This is a genomic window from Saccharothrix sp. NPDC042600 (assembly GCF_040647305.1).
Lineage (GTDB): Bacteria > Actinomycetota > Actinomycetes > Mycobacteriales > Pseudonocardiaceae > Actinosynnema > Actinosynnema mutabilis.
This window is the reverse complement of the sequence record NZ_JBEZBW010000143.1, coordinates 1-17,042: the sequence shown is the minus strand read 5'-3', so window position 1 is coordinate 17,042 and position 17,042 is coordinate 1. Positions and strand designations below refer to the sequence as shown.

Sequence of the window (17,042 nt, the reverse complement as noted above, 5' to 3'; positions counted from 1 at the left end):
GTAGTCCTCGGCGATCGACCCGAGCTCCTCGGAAACCTTCCCCCACGTCGCCGCGTACGACTCGATCACCGGCGGATTGCCGGCCAGCCAGTCCAACATGTCCTTCAACGGCTGGACATGCTCCATCAGGAACGACGCCGCCGACGACATCAACGTCCCGAACGGGTCGATCGCCATCGCCGCCGCATCCGCGGCCAGACCGACCATCCCCAGGCCGGCCTCGATCCAGTTGCCGTCCTTGATCCCGTTGAACGTGTCCATCGCCGACTCCGCGATGGAAATACCGGTCGCCCACCCGTTGTCACCGGTGCCGGCGTTGAACACCCCGCCCGGCGCAGCGTCCGGCTGGACCACCAGATCGTTCGACCCCGTCACCGTGCACTCCCCCACCGCGGCCCGCCCAGGCCGGCCTTCGACAACACCACGCGTCTTCGACCCTCAGACGCAAAATGACACGAACGGTTCCCCGCCGCGTAACCCGAGCGGCGTAATGATCGTCACAAGACCAGCCTAATGGTTCCCGACCCGCACGGACACGCGCTACGCCCGGTCGAGCAGTGCCAGGTACGCGTCCAGTTGGGCCGCGCCGGCCAGCAGGTTCCGGCTGCGCGCGGTCACCCTCGCCTGCCACGACGCCAGGAACGCGGTCAACGCGGCCGGCCCGCCCGCCTCGCGCAGCGCGGAGACGAACTGCGCCACCTGGCGCAACAGGTACCCTCCCCGCCGCAACTGCCGCGCTATCTCGGCATCGCGCACGCACTCCGGCCCGTACAACCGGTACCCCGTCACCCGGTCGCGTTCGGGGTGCAGGATCCCGGCGACCTCCCACGTCCGCACGGTCGCCGGGTGCACCTCCAGCCGCCGCGCCAACTCCCCCACGGTCAACGGGCGGCCGACCGCGACGGGGTCGGCGGTGGACAGGCTGTCCAACGCGGTCGCGACCTCGGTCCTGGTGGCGCGTTCGTCCAGCAGCGCGACGTGCGCGGTGTCGATGAGCCGGTAGGCGGACTCCCGGTCACCCCGGTTGACCGCCCGCATGATCTCCATCGCCCGCTGGTGCCCGTGCCCGCCACGCAACGCCAGGAACGCCCGCAACGCCTGCGCGTGCACGGCCGTGTAGCGCCGGTACCCGGTGTCGCTGCGCTCGGCGGGCGGCAGCACGCCCTCGTCCTCGTAGTTGCGGACCGCCTGGGTGGACAACCCGTGCTCGCGGGCCAGGTCGACGGGCCGCACCTTCCACCTCCGTTTGAAGCTTCCGACCGCGAGAACCAGCTCAAGTCTCAACCGAATCTTCAACGATAGCGTTGACCCCACAGCCAATCGAAAGGGGTTCTCGTGTCCACTGCCGCACTGGACGGCATCGGCCGGCCGCTGGACGACCTCGGCCGCGCGATCGACGACCTGATCGCCCCGCGCACCACGCCGCCGCGGGTGCTGGCGCTCGGCGAACCGACCCACGGGATCAAGGCGTTCCCGTTGCTGCGCAACGAACTGCTCCCCCACCTGGTCGAGCGCGGCTACCGGTCGATCGTGCTGGAGGTCGACTTCTTCGCCGCCGCCCTCGTGGACGACTACGTCACCGGCGGCGCCGGGGACATCGACACCGTCCTGGACACCGGGTTCAGCCACCGCTTCGGCAACGTCCCGGGCAACCGCGAACTGGTCGAGTGGCTCCGCGCCCACAACGCCGAACGCCCGCCGCACGACCGGGTCCGCTTCTACGGCTACGACGCCCCGCTGGAGACCGCCGCCGCGCCCAGCCCGCGCCGAGCGCTGTCCGCCGTCCTCGACCACCTGCCCCCGGCACTGCGCCCCACGACCGACCTCGAACCCCTGCTCGGCGACGACGCCGACTGGACCAACCCGGCCGCCATGTACGAGCCGGCGAAGTCCATCGGCGGCTCGGACCGCGTCCGGGACCTGCGCATCGTCGCCGACGACCTGGCCGACGCGCTGCGCCGCGCCGCACCCCGCCTGCGCCCCGCCGACCCCGAAGCCCACGACCTCGCCGTGGCCCACGCGCGCACCGCCCAGGGCCTGCTGCGCTACCACGCCGCCATGGCCAGTCCGGCGCCCGACCGGATCTCGACCCTGCTCAGCCTGCGGGCGGAGATGATGGCCGACAACCTGCTCACGATCGTCGCCCGCGAGCGGGACCGCGGCCCGAGCCTGCTCTTCGCCCACAACATGCACGTGATCCGCTCGTCGTCGCGCATGCAGGTCGGCGAGCACCACGCGGACTGGGCCGACGCCGGCGCGCTGGTCGCGCCCGCCCTGGGCGAGGACTACCTGGTCGTGGCCACCGACGCCAACCCGTGCAGCGAACCGGGCACCCTCCAGCACGCCCTGGCCGGGGCGACCACCCGCCGCACCCTGTTCCCGGCGCGGGCCCTGCTCGACGCGCTGCCCCCGACCACCCGCAAGGGCGACCCGATCGTGCCCGGCCACCTCCCGCTCGACCCGGCCGACCTCGACGGGACCGACGCGGTGATCTTCGTCGCCGACACCGACGGGCAGCGCCACCAGTACTGGTGACCCCGCCCCGAGTCGATCAACTCCCGCCCGGCGGGAGCGGGTGGCGGAGCCCGCCGTTCCAGGGCGGCGACTCCTCGTAGTCGCACGCGGCGACCGCCGGGCGACCCCGCTCCCGGAAGCCGCGCACGACCGCCGAGACGAACTCGACCGCGGGTGACCCACAGCCCCGCGTTTGAGTTCGCGGCGGTGTCGATCTAGGTTGCGGTGGTCGGACGACGTCGCGGGGGGTTCGGGATGGGCAGGGGTGTGCTGGTCACCGGTGGCAGCCGGGGCATCGGCGCGGCGATCGCGGCGGCGTTCCGGGACCTCGGTGACGACGTGGTGGGGCTGTCCTCGGCCGACGTGGACCTCGCCGACCCCGAGTCGGTCGAGCGGGCCGTGGCGGCGGCCGTCGGGACGCTCGGGAAGATCGACGTCCTGGTCAACAACGCCGGCCTGGTGGAACTGGGCACCGTGACCGACCTGTCCTACCCGGAGTGGCAGGCGCTGTGGCGGCGCACGTTCGAGGTGAACGTCTTCGGCGCGGCCAACATGTCCTACTGCGTCGCCCGGCACATGATCGACCAGGGCGTCCGGGGCCGCATCGTCAACGTCGGCTCGCGGGGCGCGTTCCGCGGCGAGCCCGGCATGCCCGCCTACGGCGCGAGCAAGGCGGCGCTGCACTCGATGGGCCAGTCCCTGGCCGTGGCGCTCGCCCCGCACGGCATCGCGGTGACGTCGGTGGCCCCCGGTTTCGTCGGCACGGACCGCGTGGCGCACATGGTCGACGACGCGGTCCTCGCGCAGAGCCCGTTCGGGCGGGTGGCCAGGCCCGAGGAGGTCGCCGCCGCCGTGGTCTACCTGGCCTCGCCGGGGGCGGAGTGGGCGTCGGGCACCGTGCTGGACCTCAACGGGGCGTCCTACCTGCGGACCTGACCCGTGCCGACCTCCCGCGTGAGGTCGGCACGGGCGGGACCGGTCAGGAGTGCGGGCAGGTGTCCCGGTACTCCGAGATCGCCGCGGCCCGCGGGGCCGGGCAGAGGAACTGCTCGTAGCGGGTGTCGTCGTCGATGAACCGCTTGAGCCACGAGATCGAGTACTTCGCGATCGTCGTGTTGGAGCTGTTCGGGGCGTAGTGGCTCGCGCCCGCGAGTTCCAGGTACGCCTTGTCGAGCGTGGCGGGCAGTCCGGTGTAGAACGGCTCGGCGTGCCGCGTCACCGAGGCGACGCTGTCGTTCTCCGCGCCGACGATCAGGGTCGGCACCTGGACCGTGGACCACGTCTTGGTGGTGTTCCACGGGGTCAGCGGGATGGCCGCCTGCAGCGTCGGCCGGTCCTTGGCCGCCTCCAGCGAGCCGCCGCCGCCCATCGAGTGGCCCATCACGCCCAGGCGCGTGGCGTCCACGCGGGACCGGACCGGGCTGGCGGTGGTCAGGTGGTCCAGGGCGGCCAGGAGCTGGTCGCCGCGCGCGGCGGGCTGGTCGTAGCGGGACAGGGTGTCGATGATGAACACCACGAAGCCTTGCGAGGCCAGGCGCGGCCCCAGCCACGACAGGCTCGACTGGCTCGCGGTGTAGCCCGGCGCGATCGCCACCGCGCCGAACGTGCCGTCGGCCGTGCTGGTCGGGTAGTAGATCGTGCCGCCGCCGAAGCCGCGCACGCTCGCGCTGGACACCGTGGTCTGCGCGGTCGCGTACGGCCCGCGGGAGGCCTCGATGCTCGCGGTGGTCGGGGCCGGTCCGCGTTCGTAGGGGTTCTCGGCCGCGCGGGCCACCGGCGCGGCGGAGACGAGGGCGAGGGCCACGCCTGCGGTCAGGGTGCGGCGCAGCCGGGTCTTCCAGGACATGGAGAGGCTCTTTTCCTTGTGCGGAAAGGACTTGGCGGAGAGAGTCCTCAGTGGACCTGTGGTCCGCGACGAGTCTGACCGCTTATCTACTCTCGCGTCAAGTACGCGCCGGAAAAGGGCCGTCTCATTTCGTTGAGCGGCTGAACGAAACCGCCGGCACCCGATCGGGTGCCGGCGGCCTGGTAGAGGTCACCCTGCGTAGTGGACGTCCGGCCAGGGCGGGGCCGCCATGCCGTCGCCGATGTGGAAGCTCGGGTGCGGCGGCTGGTTGTAGGCGGTGTTCTGCCAGGCGATCGCGACCCGGTACATCGGGTCGTGCACGAGCGTCGGGATGCGTCGGTCGGTCGGGTTCGGGGTGGAGTAGATGCGCAGCGCGCGGTTGTCGGTGGTGGGCCAGACCACCTCCTCGCGCCAGTCGCCGAGGATGTCACCGGACAGCGACGGGGTGGACTTCGTGCCGTTGTTCGAGTGCACGCCCGAGCCGGTGAGCAGCCGGGTGTCGCCGCCGGCGCCGTACTTGTCCACGTGCGTCCCGTCCAGCAGCTCGCGGGTCGGGTCGCCGTCCCACCAGAGCAGGAAGTTCGCCGAGGACGGCTTGCGCCCGACGGTCTGGCCGCGGGTGTTGCGCAACTGGGTGTCCGCGCTGGACCACGACTCCGCGCCGGGGCTCCCCGCGTACACGTCGGCCGACACGCCGCGGCCGTTGTCCCCGGCCGGCGGGGTCTGCCACAGGACCTGGCCGGTGCGGGCGTCGGCGAACCACGAGCCGGGCTGGGTGGAGTTCTCCGAGACCTTGTAGTACTCCAGGCCGGGGCGCGTCGGGTCGAGGTCGCCCAGGTGGGCGGCGTCGCCGTGGCCGAAGCGGGTGTTCCACAGCCCGCGCCCGGTGTCGTCGATGGTCGCCGCGCCGTAGACGATCTCGTCCCGGCCGTCGGCGTCCACGTCCCCGATGGTCAGCGAGTGGTTGCCCTGCCCGGCGTACGCGCCGTTGCCGGAGGCGTTGGAGTCGAACGTCCACCGCTTGACCAGCCGCCCGTCCCGGAAGTCCCAGGCCGCGACGACCGTGCGGGTGTAGTAGCCGCGGGCCATGACCAGGCTGGGCCGCGCGCCGTCGAGGTAGGCGGTGCCGGCCAGGAATCGGTCCACCCGGTTGCCGTAGCTGTCGCCCCAGGAAGCGACGTTCCCCCGCGGCGGGTCGTAGTCCACTGTGGACATCGCCGCGCCGGTCAGACCGTTGAACATGGTGAGGAACTCCGGGCCGGACAGGACGTAGCCGTCGGAGTTGCGGTGGTCGGCGGAGGCGTTGCCGATGACCGTGCCGCGGCCGTCGCGGGTGCCGTCGGCGGTCTTCATGGCGATCTCGGCGCGGCCGTCGCCGTCGTAGTCGTAAACCTGGAACTGGGTGTAGTGCGCGCCGGACCGGATGTTGCGGCCGAGGTCGATGCGCCACAGGCGGGTGCCGTCGAGGCGGTAGGCGTCGATGTGGGTGTTGCCGGTGACGCCCGCCTGCGAGTTGTCCTTGGCGTTGTCGGGGGACCACTTGAGGAAGATCTCGTACTGGCCGTCGCCGTCCGCGTCGCCGACGCTCGCGTCGTTGGCGCTGTAGGCGGCGGCCGGGGGTTGGATCGGCACGTCGAGGTAGCCGGACCCGAAGGACAGCGAGGGCCGGGAAGCGGGTTGCTCGGTGCCGTTCACGACGGCGCGGACGGTGTAGGAGGCGCCGGTCGGACCGCCCGCGTCGAGGTGGTTGGTGGAGGCGGTGATCGGGGTCGGGTTGAGCTTCGTGCCGCCGCGGTAGACGTTGAAGGCGACGTTCCGGGGGTCGCCCGCGAGCAGCCGCCAGCTGACCAGGTTGCCACTGCCCGACCGCACGCTGACCACGCCCCGGTCCAGTCGTTCGACCTGCTTGCGCCCGGTGGGGTCGCCCGGTGCCGGCCCCGGGTCCGTCGTGGTGGTCGTCGTGGTGGTTGGGCCTGTTCCGCCGGCGCAGTTGGTGCCGTTGAGAGCGAAGTTCGCCGGTGTGCCGACTTCCGTGCCGGTGGTGGTCCCGTTGAACCCGAAGGACGCCGTGCCGCCGGTGGGGATCGTCCGGTTCCAGTCCACATTGGACGCCGTGACGTCGGCCCCGGACGCCGTGAAGGTCGCGTTCCAGCCCTGGCTGAAGCGCTCGGGGCCGGGGAAGCTCCAGGCCAGGCGCCATCCGTCGACCGGGTCGCCGAGGTTGGTGATGGTGACGTTGGCGGAGAACCCGCCCTGCCACTTGTTCTGCACGACGTAGTCGACCGAGCAGCCCGGCGCGGCCGAAGCCACCCCCGCGACCACCAGTCCACCCGTCACCGCGCTGATCGCCGTAGCGGCGGCGATCGCCCGCGTTCGGATCGTGGAGAGCACCGTTGCTCCTTCGCTGTCCGAATTCTGGGAGCGCTCCCAGATTAGTGCCGGGACATCCCTTGCCCGGTCGCGGACCATGACAGCACCGGCGGGATGACGCGGTCAAGGGCCGGACCGGTTCATCGGGCCCAACGGAGTAAGCGCTTTCCCCCGCCCGCGTGCCGCGCTGACGGGAGGTCCGGGTTGGTCGCCAAGATCGGGATCGCACCCAGGCGACGACTTCGTGCCTCACGGCGTGAGGCAGACCGCACCGGTGCCGCCCGGCTGTCCTGAGAGGATGGACGGGTGGCGCTGGTCGGTCGGGAGGGTGAACGCAAGCGGCTCGCCGAGCTGCTCGACGGGGTGGGCGAGCGCGGCGGGGCGCTGGTCGTGCGGGGTGAGGCCGGGATCGGGAAGTCCGCCCTGGTCGCGGACGTGACGGCGGCGGGCGGGTCCAGCGGCTTCGGCCGGGCGGCGGGTGGGTTCGGCGGGGCGGCGTGGCGGGTGCTTGGCGTGACCGGGACCGAGGCCGAGCGGCAGCTCGCGTTCGCCGGCCTGCACCAGGTGGTGCACCCGCTCCGGGACGGCGTGGCCGGGCTGCCGCAGCCGCAGCGCGACGCGCTCGACACGGCGCTCGGCACCGCCGACGGGCCCGCCCCGAACCCGTTCCTGGTCGGCCTGGCGGTGCTGTCGCTGCTGTCCGACGCGGCGGCGGAACGGCCCCTGGTCGTCGTGGTCGACGACGCGCACTGGCTTGACCGGTCGAGCGCCGAAGCGCTGGCGTTCGTCGCGCGGCGGCTGGCGGCGGAGCCGGTCGTGCTCCTGGCGACCGCGCGCGACGACGTCCCCTCGCCGTTCGACGGCCTCCCGTCGCTGGTCCTGGACCCGCTGCCGGACGACGCCGCCGCCGAACTCCTGGCCACCCGGACCGACCTCACCGCCACCGACCGCGCCCGCGTGCTGCGCGCGGCGGCCGGCAACCCGTTGGCGTTGACCGAACTCCCGCCGGACGCGGCCCTCCCCCACCGCCTCGAACGCGCCTTCCTGGACCGCCTGGCCACCCTGCCCCCGGCCACCGCCACGTGCCTGCTGGTCGCGGCGGTCAACGACGGCGACTCGGTGGACGAAGCCCGGTCCGCCGCCGCGGCCCTGGTGGGCCCGACCGATGCAGGCGTGTTCGGGCCGGCGGTCGAGGCGCGGCTGGTCGAGGTGGAGCACGGAGCGGTGCGGTTCCGGCACCCGTTGATGCGGTCGGCGATCGCCGGTTCGGCCGACGCCCGCGCGGCGCACCGGGCGCTGGCCGAGGTGCTGTCCGACCAACCCGACCGACGGGTGTGGCACCGCGCGGCGGCGTGCGACGGGCCGGACGAGGACGTCGCCGCCGACCTCGCGCACGCCGCCGACCGTGCGCAGCGGCGCGGTGACGTGCACGCGGCGATCGCCGCGCTGGAGCGGTCGGCCCGCTTGGGCGCGACCGACCTCCGCGGACAGCGGTTGCTGCGGGCCGCCGAACTGGCCGTGGACGCGGGCCGACGCGACGTGGTGGAGCGGCTGGTGGGCGAGGCGGCGCGGTTGCCGCTGACCCGGCGGCAGCGGGCCATCGCGACGTGGCTGGTCAGCGCTTTCGACGACGGCATCGCGGACGGGTCGGGCGCGGTCGCGTTGGCGGCGGTGGCCGAGTCGGTGGCCGAGGTGGCGGACACCGACCTGGCGACCAGGATCCTGTGGGGCGCGGGCATGCGCTGCTTCTGGGTCGAGCCCGGGGAACGGGCCCGTGCCGCGCTGCTGGCCGTGGCGGACCGCCTGCTGCCCGATCCGCTCGACCCGCGCGCGGTCGCCATCGCCGCCTACCTGGCCCCGACCGAGCGGGCCGCGACCGTCCTCAGTGGACTTTCGACGCTCGGCGGGGAGACCGACCCGCAGCGGGCGCGGTTCCTGGGCAGCGCGGCGTTGCAGGTGGGCGCGTTCGACCTGGCCGCCCGGTTCTCCGGGGCCGCGGTGCCGGGGTTGCGGGCGCAGGGCCGGCTGGGCTTGCTGACCCGGGCGCTGGCCGTGCGGGCGTGGAGCGGGGTGCGGCTGGGCGACCTGGGCTCGGCGCTGCCCGCCGCCGCGGAGGCCGCCGAGTTGGCGGTGGAGACCGACCAGCCGTACATGGTGGGCTTCGCGCTGGCGGTGCAGGCGGAGGTCGCGGCCCTGCGCGGTGACGTCCAGCGGGCGCTGACCCTGGCCGCCGACGCCGAACGCTCCGGTCTCGCCGCCGGCGCGCGTCCCGTCCTGGCCACCGCGCGCCGGGCGCGAGCCCTGGCGGCGTCGGCGGACGGGCGGCACGCGGACGCGTTCGCCGACCTGAAGCGCATGTTCGACCCGGCGGACCCGGCGCACCAGGAAGCCCTGCGGCGGTACGTGTTGCCGGAGATGGCCGACGCGGCGGTGCGCTGTGACCGGGTCGAGGAGTTGGCCGCCCTGGTGGAAGGGCTGGAGCCGTCGGTGTCGCCGGCCCACCTGTTCGGCCGCGACTACGCGCGGGCCGTGCTGGACCCGAGCGACGAAGCCTTCGCCCGGGTCGCCGGCACGACGTGGCCGCTGGACCGCGCCCGCGCCCAACTGGCCCACGGCGAATGGCTGCGCCGTCAACGCCGGGTGGTCGAGGCCCGTGACCGGCTGCGGGCGGCCCGGGAGGCGTTCGACGCGCTCGGCGCGACCCTGTACGGCGACCGGGCCCGCCGAGAGCTGCGCACGGCGGGCGAGACCAGCCCCAACCGCACCCCCGCCGCCCGCGACCTGCTGACCCCGCACGAACTGGGCATCGCCCGCCTCGCCGCGGAGGGGCTGACCAACCGGGAGATCGGACAACGCCTGTACCTGTCCCACCGGACGGTCAGCACCCACCTGCACCGCATCTTCCCCAAGCTCGGCGTGACCTCGCGCACCGAGCTGGGGGACGCGTTGCGCTAGGCCGGCGTCAGCCTGCCGTCGGCCAGGTGCAGCCGGCGGGTGACGCCGATGTTGTCCAGGAAGCGTTCGTCGTGGCTGACCACGACGAACGCGCCCCGGTAGGCGTTGAGCGCGCCCTCCAACTGGCCCACGCTGACCAGGTCCAGGTTGTTGGTCGGCTCGTCCAGCAGGAGCAGGTGCGGGGCGGGCTCGGCGAACAGGACGCAGGCCAGGGTCGCCCGCAGGCGTTCGCCGCCGGACAGCGCGCCCACCGGCAGGTGGACCCGGTCGCCCCGGAACAGGAACTGGGCGAGCAGGTGCAGGCGGCGTTCCGCGGACAGGCCCGGGGCCGAGGTCGCGAGGTTGTCCAGGACGCTGCGGTCCGGGTCCAGCAGGTCCAGGCGTTGGGACAGGTAGGCGACCCGGTCGCCGGTGTCGAGCAGGCGCAACAGCGTGGACTTGCCGACCCCGTTCGCACCGGTCAGCGCGATGCGTTCCGGGCCCCGGATGGTCAGGTCCAGGCCCGCGAAGATCGTGCGCGTGCCGTGGTGGGCTTCGAGGCCTTCGCCGTGGAAGACCGTGCGGCCGGCCGGGACGGTGGTCGCCGGGAGGACCAGGGTGATGACCTGCTCGTCCGGGAGGTTCCGGGCGGCTTCGTCCAATTTGGACTGCGCCTCGGCCACGCGGTCGGCGTGGGTCTCGGCCGACTTGGCGGCTGTCTTCTCCGCGTTGCGCTTCATCGTGCCGGCGAAGATCTTCGGCAGGCCGGCGTCGCCGAGGTTGCGGGCGGCGTTGCTCGCGCGGCGGGCCGCGCGTTCCCGGGCCTGTTGCTGTTGGGCCTTCTCGCGTTTGACCTCCTGCTCGGCATTGCGGACCGCGCGTTCGACGGCTTCGCGTTCCACCTGGACGGCTTGCTCGTAGTCGGTGAAGCCACCGCCGTGCAGGCGCAGCTCACCTCGGTCCAGTTCGGCGATGCGGTCCATCCGGTCCAGCAGTTCGCGGTCGTGGCTGACGACCAGCAGGCAGCCGTTCCAGGCGTCGAGGACAGCGTGGAGGCGGGTGCGGGCCGCGCGGTCGAGGTTGTTGGTGGGTTCGTCGAGCAGGAGCACGTCGGGCTGCCTGAGCAGTTGCGCGGCCAGGCCGAGCGAGACGACCTGGCCGCCGCTGAGCGTGTCGAGGGTGCGGGTGAGGGCGACGTCGCCGAGGCCCAGGCGGTCGAGGTGGGCGCGGGTGCGTTCCTCGACGTCCCAGTCGTTGCCGATGGCGGTGAAGTGCTCCTCGGCCGCGTCGCCGGACTCGATGGCGTGCAGGGCGGCGAGGACGTGGTCGATGCCCAGGACCTGCGCGACGGTGAGGTCGGTGGCCAGCGGCAGGTGCTGGGGCAGGTAGCCGAGCAGGCCGCGGACGGTGACCGTGCCCGAGGTGGGGCGCAGGTCGCCCGCGATCAGGCGGAGCAGCGTGCTCTTGCCCGCGCCGTTGGGGGCGACCAGGCCGGTGCGCCCGGCGGGGACGGTGAAGGACAGGTCGTCGAACACCGGGGTGTCGTCGGGCCAGGCGAAGGACAGGGCGGTGCACACGATGGAAGACATGGGTGAGAAGACCTTCGGGTGAACGTGGTCAGGGGACGACTACGCGGACCACGGCGGTCGTGCTCTGCGCACGCGCGGTGGTCTGCGGGGCCGGGTAGTCACCCGGAGACGTCGAGCTCGCCTGCCACTTCTGGGGTCTCCCTGGTTGTCGTTCTCGGTCCAGTTTAGCGGGTGGGTGGTGACGTACGGGGACGGCGTCGCGTGACGGGCGCGGGGGCGGGTGGCGGGGGCGGCCGGGTCGGCGGGAGCCGGGTCGGCGGGAGCCTGGTCGGCGGGAGCCTGGTCGGCGGGAGCCTGGTCGGCGGGAGCCTGGTCGGCGGGAGCCTGCGTGATCGGAGCGGTGTTGGGCGCTGGTGTCGGTGAGCGGACACCTCACCGACCTGGTCGCCGACCCGCCGGCCGCCGAGTACGGGTGGTGGTACCGGTACTACTTCGCCACCGAGGCCGAGAGGGTGACGTCGATGTTGTCGCGGGTGGACTTGGAGTAGGGGCAGATCCGGTGGGCGCCGCGGGCCAGTTCGTCGGCGGTGGCCTGGTCGACGCCCGAGACCTCCAGGTTCAGGACCGCGCTGAGGAAGAACTCGTCGTCCTCGTGGTGCAGGGTCACCTCCGCCGTCACCGACAGGTCGCGGACGGCGACGCGGTTCTTGGCCGCCACCCGCCGGACCGCGCCCACGAAGCACGACGCCCAGCCGGCCGCGAACAGCTGCTCCGGGTTCGTGCCGTCACCGGAGCCGCCGAAGGCCTTCGGCACGGCCAGGGTGACGTCCAGCACGCCGTCGTCGGACGTGGCGCGTCCGCCGTTGCGGCCTTCGGCGGTGGAGGTGGCGATGGCGGTGTAAGTCGTCTCGGGCACTGCACTTCCTTGTCTGCGTTGGAGATCCGCCCCGCCGTCCTCTCCGGCGCGGGCACACCGCCACGCTAGGCAGCGCCGCGCCACCGCCGCGCCCGTCGCATGACGCTGTCGGTGTACGTCACCGCTGATCGGCCCGAACCGCCCCGAAGTGGCAGGATCGACCCGGTGGACGTGCTCAGCAGGAACAACGTGGTCGTCACCGGCTCGGACAGCGGGCCGACCGTGGTGCTCGCGCACGGCTTCGGCTGCGACCAGAACATGTGGCGGCTGGTCGTCCCCCCGCTGGCCGAGCGGTGCCGGGTGGTGCTGTTCGACCACACCGGGTGCGGGCGGTCGGACGCGTCGGCCTGGAGCGCCGAGCGCTACCGGCACCTCGACGGGTACGCCGAGGACGTCCTGGAGCTGTGCCGCGAGCTGGACCTGCGGGACGTCGTGCTGGTCGGGCACTCGGTCAGCGCCATGGTCGCCGTGCTGGCCGCCACCCGCGAGCCGGACCGGTTCGGGCGGCTCGTGCTGGTCACGCCGTCGCCCTGCTACCTCGACGACGGCGACTACCGGGGCGGGTTCAGCCGCGCCGACATCGACGAGCTGCTCGCCGCCCTGGAGTCGAACTACCTGGGCTGGTCGGCCACGATGGCGCCGGTGATCATGGGCAACCCGGACCGCCCGGAGTTGGGCGAGGAGCTGAAGAACAGCTTCTGCCGCACCGACCCCGCCATCGCGCGGGTGTTCGCGCGCGCCACGTTCCTGTCCGACAACCGGGCCGACCTGGCGCGGGTCACCGTGCCGACGTTGATCCTCCAGTGCGCCCACGACGCCATCGCGCCGCCCGAGGTGGGCCGGTTCACCCACGAGCAGATCCCCGGCAGCACCCTGGTGACGCTCGACGCCACCGGGCACTGCCCGCAGCTGTCCGCGCCGCAGGCCACGGCCGAGGCGATCCTGGCCTTCCTGAGCGCCCGATGATGTGCGAGGCCGACGACCACGCCGAGACCGGGTCGGCGTTCTCCGCGTTGCTGGAGGACAGCGCCGAGGACCTCTACGACAACGCCCCGTGCGGGTACCTGTCCACGCTGCTGGACGGCACCATCGCCAAGGTCAACGCGACGCTGCTGGGCTGGCTGGGCTACGAGCGCGCCGAGGTGGTCGGCCGGCGGACCTTCCCCGACCTGCTCACCGTCGGCGGCCGGATCTACTACGAGACCCACTTCGCGCCGCTGCTGCGCATGCAGGGCGAGCTGGGCGGGGTCGCGCTGGAGCTGAAGGCGGCCGACGGGACCCGGCTGCCGGTGCTGGTCACCTCGACGGTCAAGACCGGCGGTGACGGGCAGGCGCAGCTGATCCGCACCACCGTGTTCGACGCCCGCGACCGGCGCGCCTACGAGCAGGAGCTGCTGCGGGCCCGGGAGCAGGCCGAACGCGAGCGGGACCGGGCGCAGCAACTGGCCCGGACCCTCCAGCGCACCCTGTTGCCGCCGGAGCTGCCGGCGGTGCCCGGCGTGGAGGTCGCGGCGTACTACCACCCGGCGTCGACCGACCAGGTGGGCGGCGACTTCTACGACCTGTTCCCGCTGAGCGCCGGCACGTGGGGGTTCTTCCTCGGCGACGTCTCGGGCAAGGGCGCGGACGCGGCCGTGGTGACCTCGCTGGTGCGCTACACGCTGCGCGCGGCGGCCGTCCACGACCCGCACCCGACCGCCGTGCTGGACAGCCTGAACACCGTGCTGACCCACAAGTACAACGGGACCAACCCGAGGTTCTGCACCGTCGTGCACGGCCGCATCCGCCCCGACGGCGACGGCGCGTCGGTCACGTTGGCCACCGGCGGGCACCCGCCGGCGTTGCTGGTCCGCGCCGACGGCACGTCGTCGTTGCTGGAGATCCCGGGCGGGCAGCTGGTCGGGGCGCTGCCCGAGGCGCACTTCGCCGCCGTGGACGTGCGCCTGGGCCCGGGTGACACCATGTTGCTCTACACCGACGGCCTGACCGAGGCCCGCGCCCGCGCGGGCGCCCGGTACAGCGAGGAACAGTTGCGCGACGACCTGGGCGCCCTGGCGCCGACCACCGCGCCGGCCGTGATCGCCGCCGCCACCCGCCTGCTCGCGGGCTTCGGCAAGGGCGTCGAGGACGACACCGCCCTGCTGGCGCTCAGCGTCCCGTCCCCCGGGAGCACCCAACCGTGACCAGCTTCTCCGCCGCGACCAGCACCACCCCCACCGGCGCGGTCCTGACCGTGCACGGCGACCTGGACGCGAACACCGCGCCCACGCTCCTGGAGGAGATCAAGGGCTTGACCATCACCGGCGGCCAGTTGCTGGTGGTGGACCTGGCCCGGATGGACTTCTGCGACTCCAGCGGCATCTCCGCCCTCATCGCCGCCCGCAACGTCGCGGGCGCGGCGGGCGCGTCGATCGCCCTGGTGTGCGTGCCGGCCCAACTGACCCGCATCCTGGACCTGATCGGCCTGACCAGCCTGTTCCCCACCTACCCGAGCGCCACCGAGGCCGTCGCCGCCCACACGTGACCGACGCTTCCCGCGTGGTCCGCGCCGCTTCTTGAGCGCCGCCCCGCCGTTTGTGCCCGGTGCCGCCGGGTTGTCGCCCTGCACGAAGTCCGGCCGCCGGCGCTCGCGGACACCCGCCGACCGGTTGTTCGATGGCGTGGTCCCCCGAGCGGAAGCGCGCAGCGCACCGGCGTTCTCCGGCGGGGAGGGCGGCACAGGGGTCCTCCACGTCGCCCGCCCCCACGCCGGCACCGCACGACATCCCGGCTCCACCGGGGAACCGCAGGCGGGCCCCGCCGGACCGGTGACGGACGCACCCGGTCCGGCGGTCGGCCGAGCCGAGGCCGTCCCGCCGGCGCGGCGCCGCGGCCGAGCGCGGCACGACTTCGCCGCCGACCCGGAGCGACGGGTGCGGCCCACCCGCCGACCCGCGGAGCGGACGGGCCGACGGGCTGACGGGCTGACGGGCTGACGGGCTGACGGGCTGACGGCGTATCACCGCGCCGCCGGGACCGCACTGTCCATACGAGGTCCCGTGGCGCCGTGTCGCCCATCCCAGAAGCAGGAGAACCGCGATGACCACGCTCCCCACCGCGGAAGCGGCCCCGTTCACCGGCTTGTGGCCGGGTGTGGACGACATCCTGTCGCCCGAGTCGCTGCGCGAGGTCGCCGCGGGCGCCGTCGCGGCCGACCGGGACGGGCGGTTGGCCACGGCCGGGCTCGACCTGCTGCGCGCGAACGGTTGGCCGGGGCTGGTCGTGCCCCGGCGCTTCGGCGGCGCCGGAGAAGGGCTGACCCGCGCCTGCGCGGCGCAGCGGGCCCTCGCCACGGCCGACCCGGGCCTCGCCATCGCGGTCAACATGCACCTGCTGACGGTCAGCCTCATGGCGCACGAGTGGCGCCGCCACCCCTTGCTGCCGCCCATGCTGGAGCAGATCGCCGCGCGCGGGCTCCTGGTCGCCTCGGCCGTGGCCGAACCGCAGCTGGGCGGGGCGGTGGCGAGGTCGACGCTGCGGGCCACGCGGGTCGCCGACGGGTGGCGGCTGTCCGGCCGCAAGACGCCCTGCTCGCTCGCCGCCCACGCCGACCTGGCGTACCTGCAGCTGGAAGTGCCCGGGGACGGCGACTCGACCGACCTGGTCGTCACGATCCTGCCGACGACGACGCCGGGCCTGACCGTCGAGCACACCTGGGACACGCTGGGGATGCGCGGCTCGGGCTCCGACACGCTCGTGCTGGCCGACTGCCACATCCCCGACGACCGGGTCTTCTACCGCGCGCCGGTCACCGACGAGTCCGACCCCGGCCTGGCGGTCTCGCTGGTGTGGTTCGGCCTCATCACGACCTCGGTGTACCTGGGCGTCGCCCAGGCCGCGCTGGCGACGGCGCGCGAGCTGCTGGGCCGGCTGCGGATCTCCCACCTCGACGCGGTGCGCCGCGAGCTGCCGAGCTTCCAGCAGGTCGTCGGCCGGCACGTCGCGGCACTGCTGGAGCTGGAGGCGGCGTGCGCCGGGCTCGCGGCGGCGGTGGACAACGGGTGCCCGCCGCACCACGTGCTGCCCGCGGTGCTGGGCGTGAAGCTGCACGCGGTGCGGGTGGTGCCCGACGCCGTGGCCGCGCTCGTCGAAGCCTGCGGCGGCGCGGCCTACGCGCGCTCGACCCCGTTGGAGCGGCTGTGGCGCGACGCCCAGGCCATCCGCTTCCACCCGCCCACACCCGCGGCGGTGCGCCAGTACCTCGGCCGGACCGCGCTGGGCGTCCCCACCGGGCTCGACCTGGACGAGCGGCCCACGGGCCGCGTGGCCTGAGCGGGAGGGAGCACCATGTCCGTGCACACCGGACCCACCCGCGAAGCGCGGCCGTGGCGGGTGCTGTTCACCGCGGCGGCCGGGGCCGTCATGGTGACCCTCGACGCCACCGTGGTCGTCATCGCCAACCCGGCCATCGGCGCGGACCTCCGGACGGGGCTCGCCGGGCTGCAATGGGTGACCACCGGCTACCTCCTGGCGCTGACGGTGTCGCTGATCCCGGCCGGGGCCCTCGCCGACCGCTGGGGACCCCGCCGCGCCTTCCTCGTCGGGGTGGCGGGGTTCGCGCTGGCGTCCCTGTCGGCGGCCGCCGCCGGCGGCATCGCGGCCCTTGTCGCGTTCCGGGTGGCCCAAGGGGTCTTCGGGGCGTTGCTGCAGACTTCCGCGTTGGGCCTGGTGCGCGGGGCGTTCCCCGCGGACCGGGTGCCCGGGGCGGTCGGCGTCTTCACCGCGGCCGGCTACACCGCCACGGTCGTCGGACCGCTGCTGGGCGGACTCGCCGTGGCCCAGGCGGGGTGGCGCTGGATCTTCCTGATCAACGTGCCGGTCGGGGTCGCGGTGCTGGCCGCGGGGACGTGGCTGCCCCGCGGGCCCGCCGGGCGCCGGCCCGCGGCGCTGCCGG

13 protein-coding genes and 1 pseudogene are annotated in these 17,042 nt (G+C 73.8%); 8 read left to right on the top strand and 6 right to left on the bottom strand.

The genetic code is table 11. The features are described from left to right. Positions 1-375 (bottom strand): annotated as a pseudogene (locus AB0A74_RS39775) (hypothetical protein); the annotation flags it as partial. 165 nt (positions 376-540) lie between these two features. Beyond that, complete coding sequence (locus AB0A74_RS39770) at positions 541-1,233, bottom strand: MerR family transcriptional regulator (RefSeq protein ID WP_358257970.1); 693 nt, start codon at positions 1,231-1,233, stop codon at positions 541-543. Positions 1,234-1,335: 102 nt separating this feature from the next. Here AB0A74_RS39770 and AB0A74_RS39765 point away from each other — a divergent pair, with 102 nt between their 5' ends. Both AB0A74_RS39765 and AB0A74_RS39760 read left to right on the top strand, forming a co-directional pair. Continuing rightward, positions 1,336-2,535 (top strand): erythromycin esterase family protein, encoded by a 1,200-nt coding sequence (locus AB0A74_RS39765; RefSeq protein WP_358257968.1) that lies wholly within the window; start codon positions 1,336-1,338, stop codon positions 2,533-2,535. A gap of 234 nt (positions 2,536-2,769) precedes the next feature. Then, positions 2,770-3,450 carry an SDR family oxidoreductase gene (locus AB0A74_RS39760; RefSeq protein WP_358257966.1) on the top strand — a complete coding sequence of 227 codons (681 nt, stop codon included), beginning with the start codon at positions 2,770-2,772 and terminating at the stop codon, positions 3,448-3,450. A 43-nt stretch (positions 3,451-3,493) separates the two neighbouring features. On the opposite strand, the gene AB0A74_RS39755 is transcribed toward AB0A74_RS39760, so the two are convergent. Together AB0A74_RS39755 and AB0A74_RS39750 are read right to left on the bottom strand one after the other, a co-directional pair. Then, the gene (locus AB0A74_RS39755) at positions 3,494-4,360 is read right to left on the bottom strand and encodes a dienelactone hydrolase family protein (protein WP_358257964.1); all 867 of its coding nucleotides are present in this window, start codon (positions 4,358-4,360) and stop codon (positions 3,494-3,496) included. A 189-nt stretch (positions 4,361-4,549) separates the two neighbouring features. Then, positions 4,550-6,751: a cellulose binding domain-containing protein gene (locus AB0A74_RS39750; protein WP_358257962.1), complete on the bottom strand. Its 2,202-nt coding sequence runs from the start codon at positions 6,749-6,751 to the stop codon at positions 4,550-4,552. A 285-nt stretch (positions 6,752-7,036) separates the two neighbouring features. Between AB0A74_RS39750 and AB0A74_RS39745 the strand changes: the two genes are divergently transcribed. Continuing rightward, the gene (locus AB0A74_RS39745) at positions 7,037-9,685 is read left to right on the top strand and encodes an AAA family ATPase (RefSeq protein WP_358257960.1); all 2,649 of its coding nucleotides are present in this window, start codon (positions 7,037-7,039) and stop codon (positions 9,683-9,685) included. Here the strand turns inward: AB0A74_RS39745 and AB0A74_RS39740 are convergent. Together AB0A74_RS39740 and AB0A74_RS39735 are read right to left on the bottom strand one after the other, a co-directional pair. Beyond that, entirely contained in the window at positions 9,682-11,253 is a 1,572-nt protein-coding gene (locus tag AB0A74_RS39740; RefSeq protein WP_358257958.1) for an ABC-F family ATP-binding cassette domain-containing protein, read from the bottom strand. The genes AB0A74_RS39745 and AB0A74_RS39740 overlap by 4 nt on opposite strands. 427 nt (positions 11,254-11,680) lie before the next feature. Next, on the bottom strand, positions 11,681-12,109 hold the full coding sequence (locus AB0A74_RS39735) for an organic hydroperoxide resistance protein (protein ID WP_358257956.1): 429 nt from the start codon (positions 12,107-12,109) through the stop codon (positions 11,681-11,683). 165 nt (positions 12,110-12,274) lie between these two features. Between AB0A74_RS39735 and AB0A74_RS39730 the strand changes: the two genes are divergently transcribed. The 5 genes from AB0A74_RS39730 to AB0A74_RS39710 form a co-directional block, all read left to right on the top strand. After that, complete coding sequence (locus tag AB0A74_RS39730) at positions 12,275-13,075, top strand: alpha/beta hydrolase (protein ID WP_358257954.1); 801 nt, start codon at positions 12,275-12,277, stop codon at positions 13,073-13,075. Further along, on the top strand, positions 13,072-14,292 hold the full coding sequence (locus AB0A74_RS39725; RefSeq protein ID WP_358257952.1) for a SpoIIE family protein phosphatase: 1,221 nt from the start codon (positions 13,072-13,074) through the stop codon (positions 14,290-14,292). Before AB0A74_RS39730 ends, AB0A74_RS39725 begins: the two co-directional genes overlap by 4 nt. Continuing rightward, positions 14,289-14,633, top strand: a complete 345-nt coding sequence (locus AB0A74_RS39720) for an STAS domain-containing protein (RefSeq protein WP_358257950.1) — start codon at positions 14,289-14,291, stop codon at positions 14,631-14,633. The genes AB0A74_RS39725 and AB0A74_RS39720 overlap by 4 nt, the downstream gene beginning before the upstream one ends. A gap of 554 nt (positions 14,634-15,187) precedes the next feature. Continuing rightward, positions 15,188-16,420 (top strand): acyl-CoA dehydrogenase family protein, encoded by a 1,233-nt coding sequence (locus AB0A74_RS39715; RefSeq protein WP_358257948.1) that lies wholly within the window; start codon positions 15,188-15,190, stop codon positions 16,418-16,420. A gap of 15 nt (positions 16,421-16,435) precedes the next feature. Next, on the top strand, positions 16,436-17,042 hold a 607-nt coding region (locus AB0A74_RS39710), incomplete at its 3' end, for an MFS transporter (protein ID WP_358257946.1).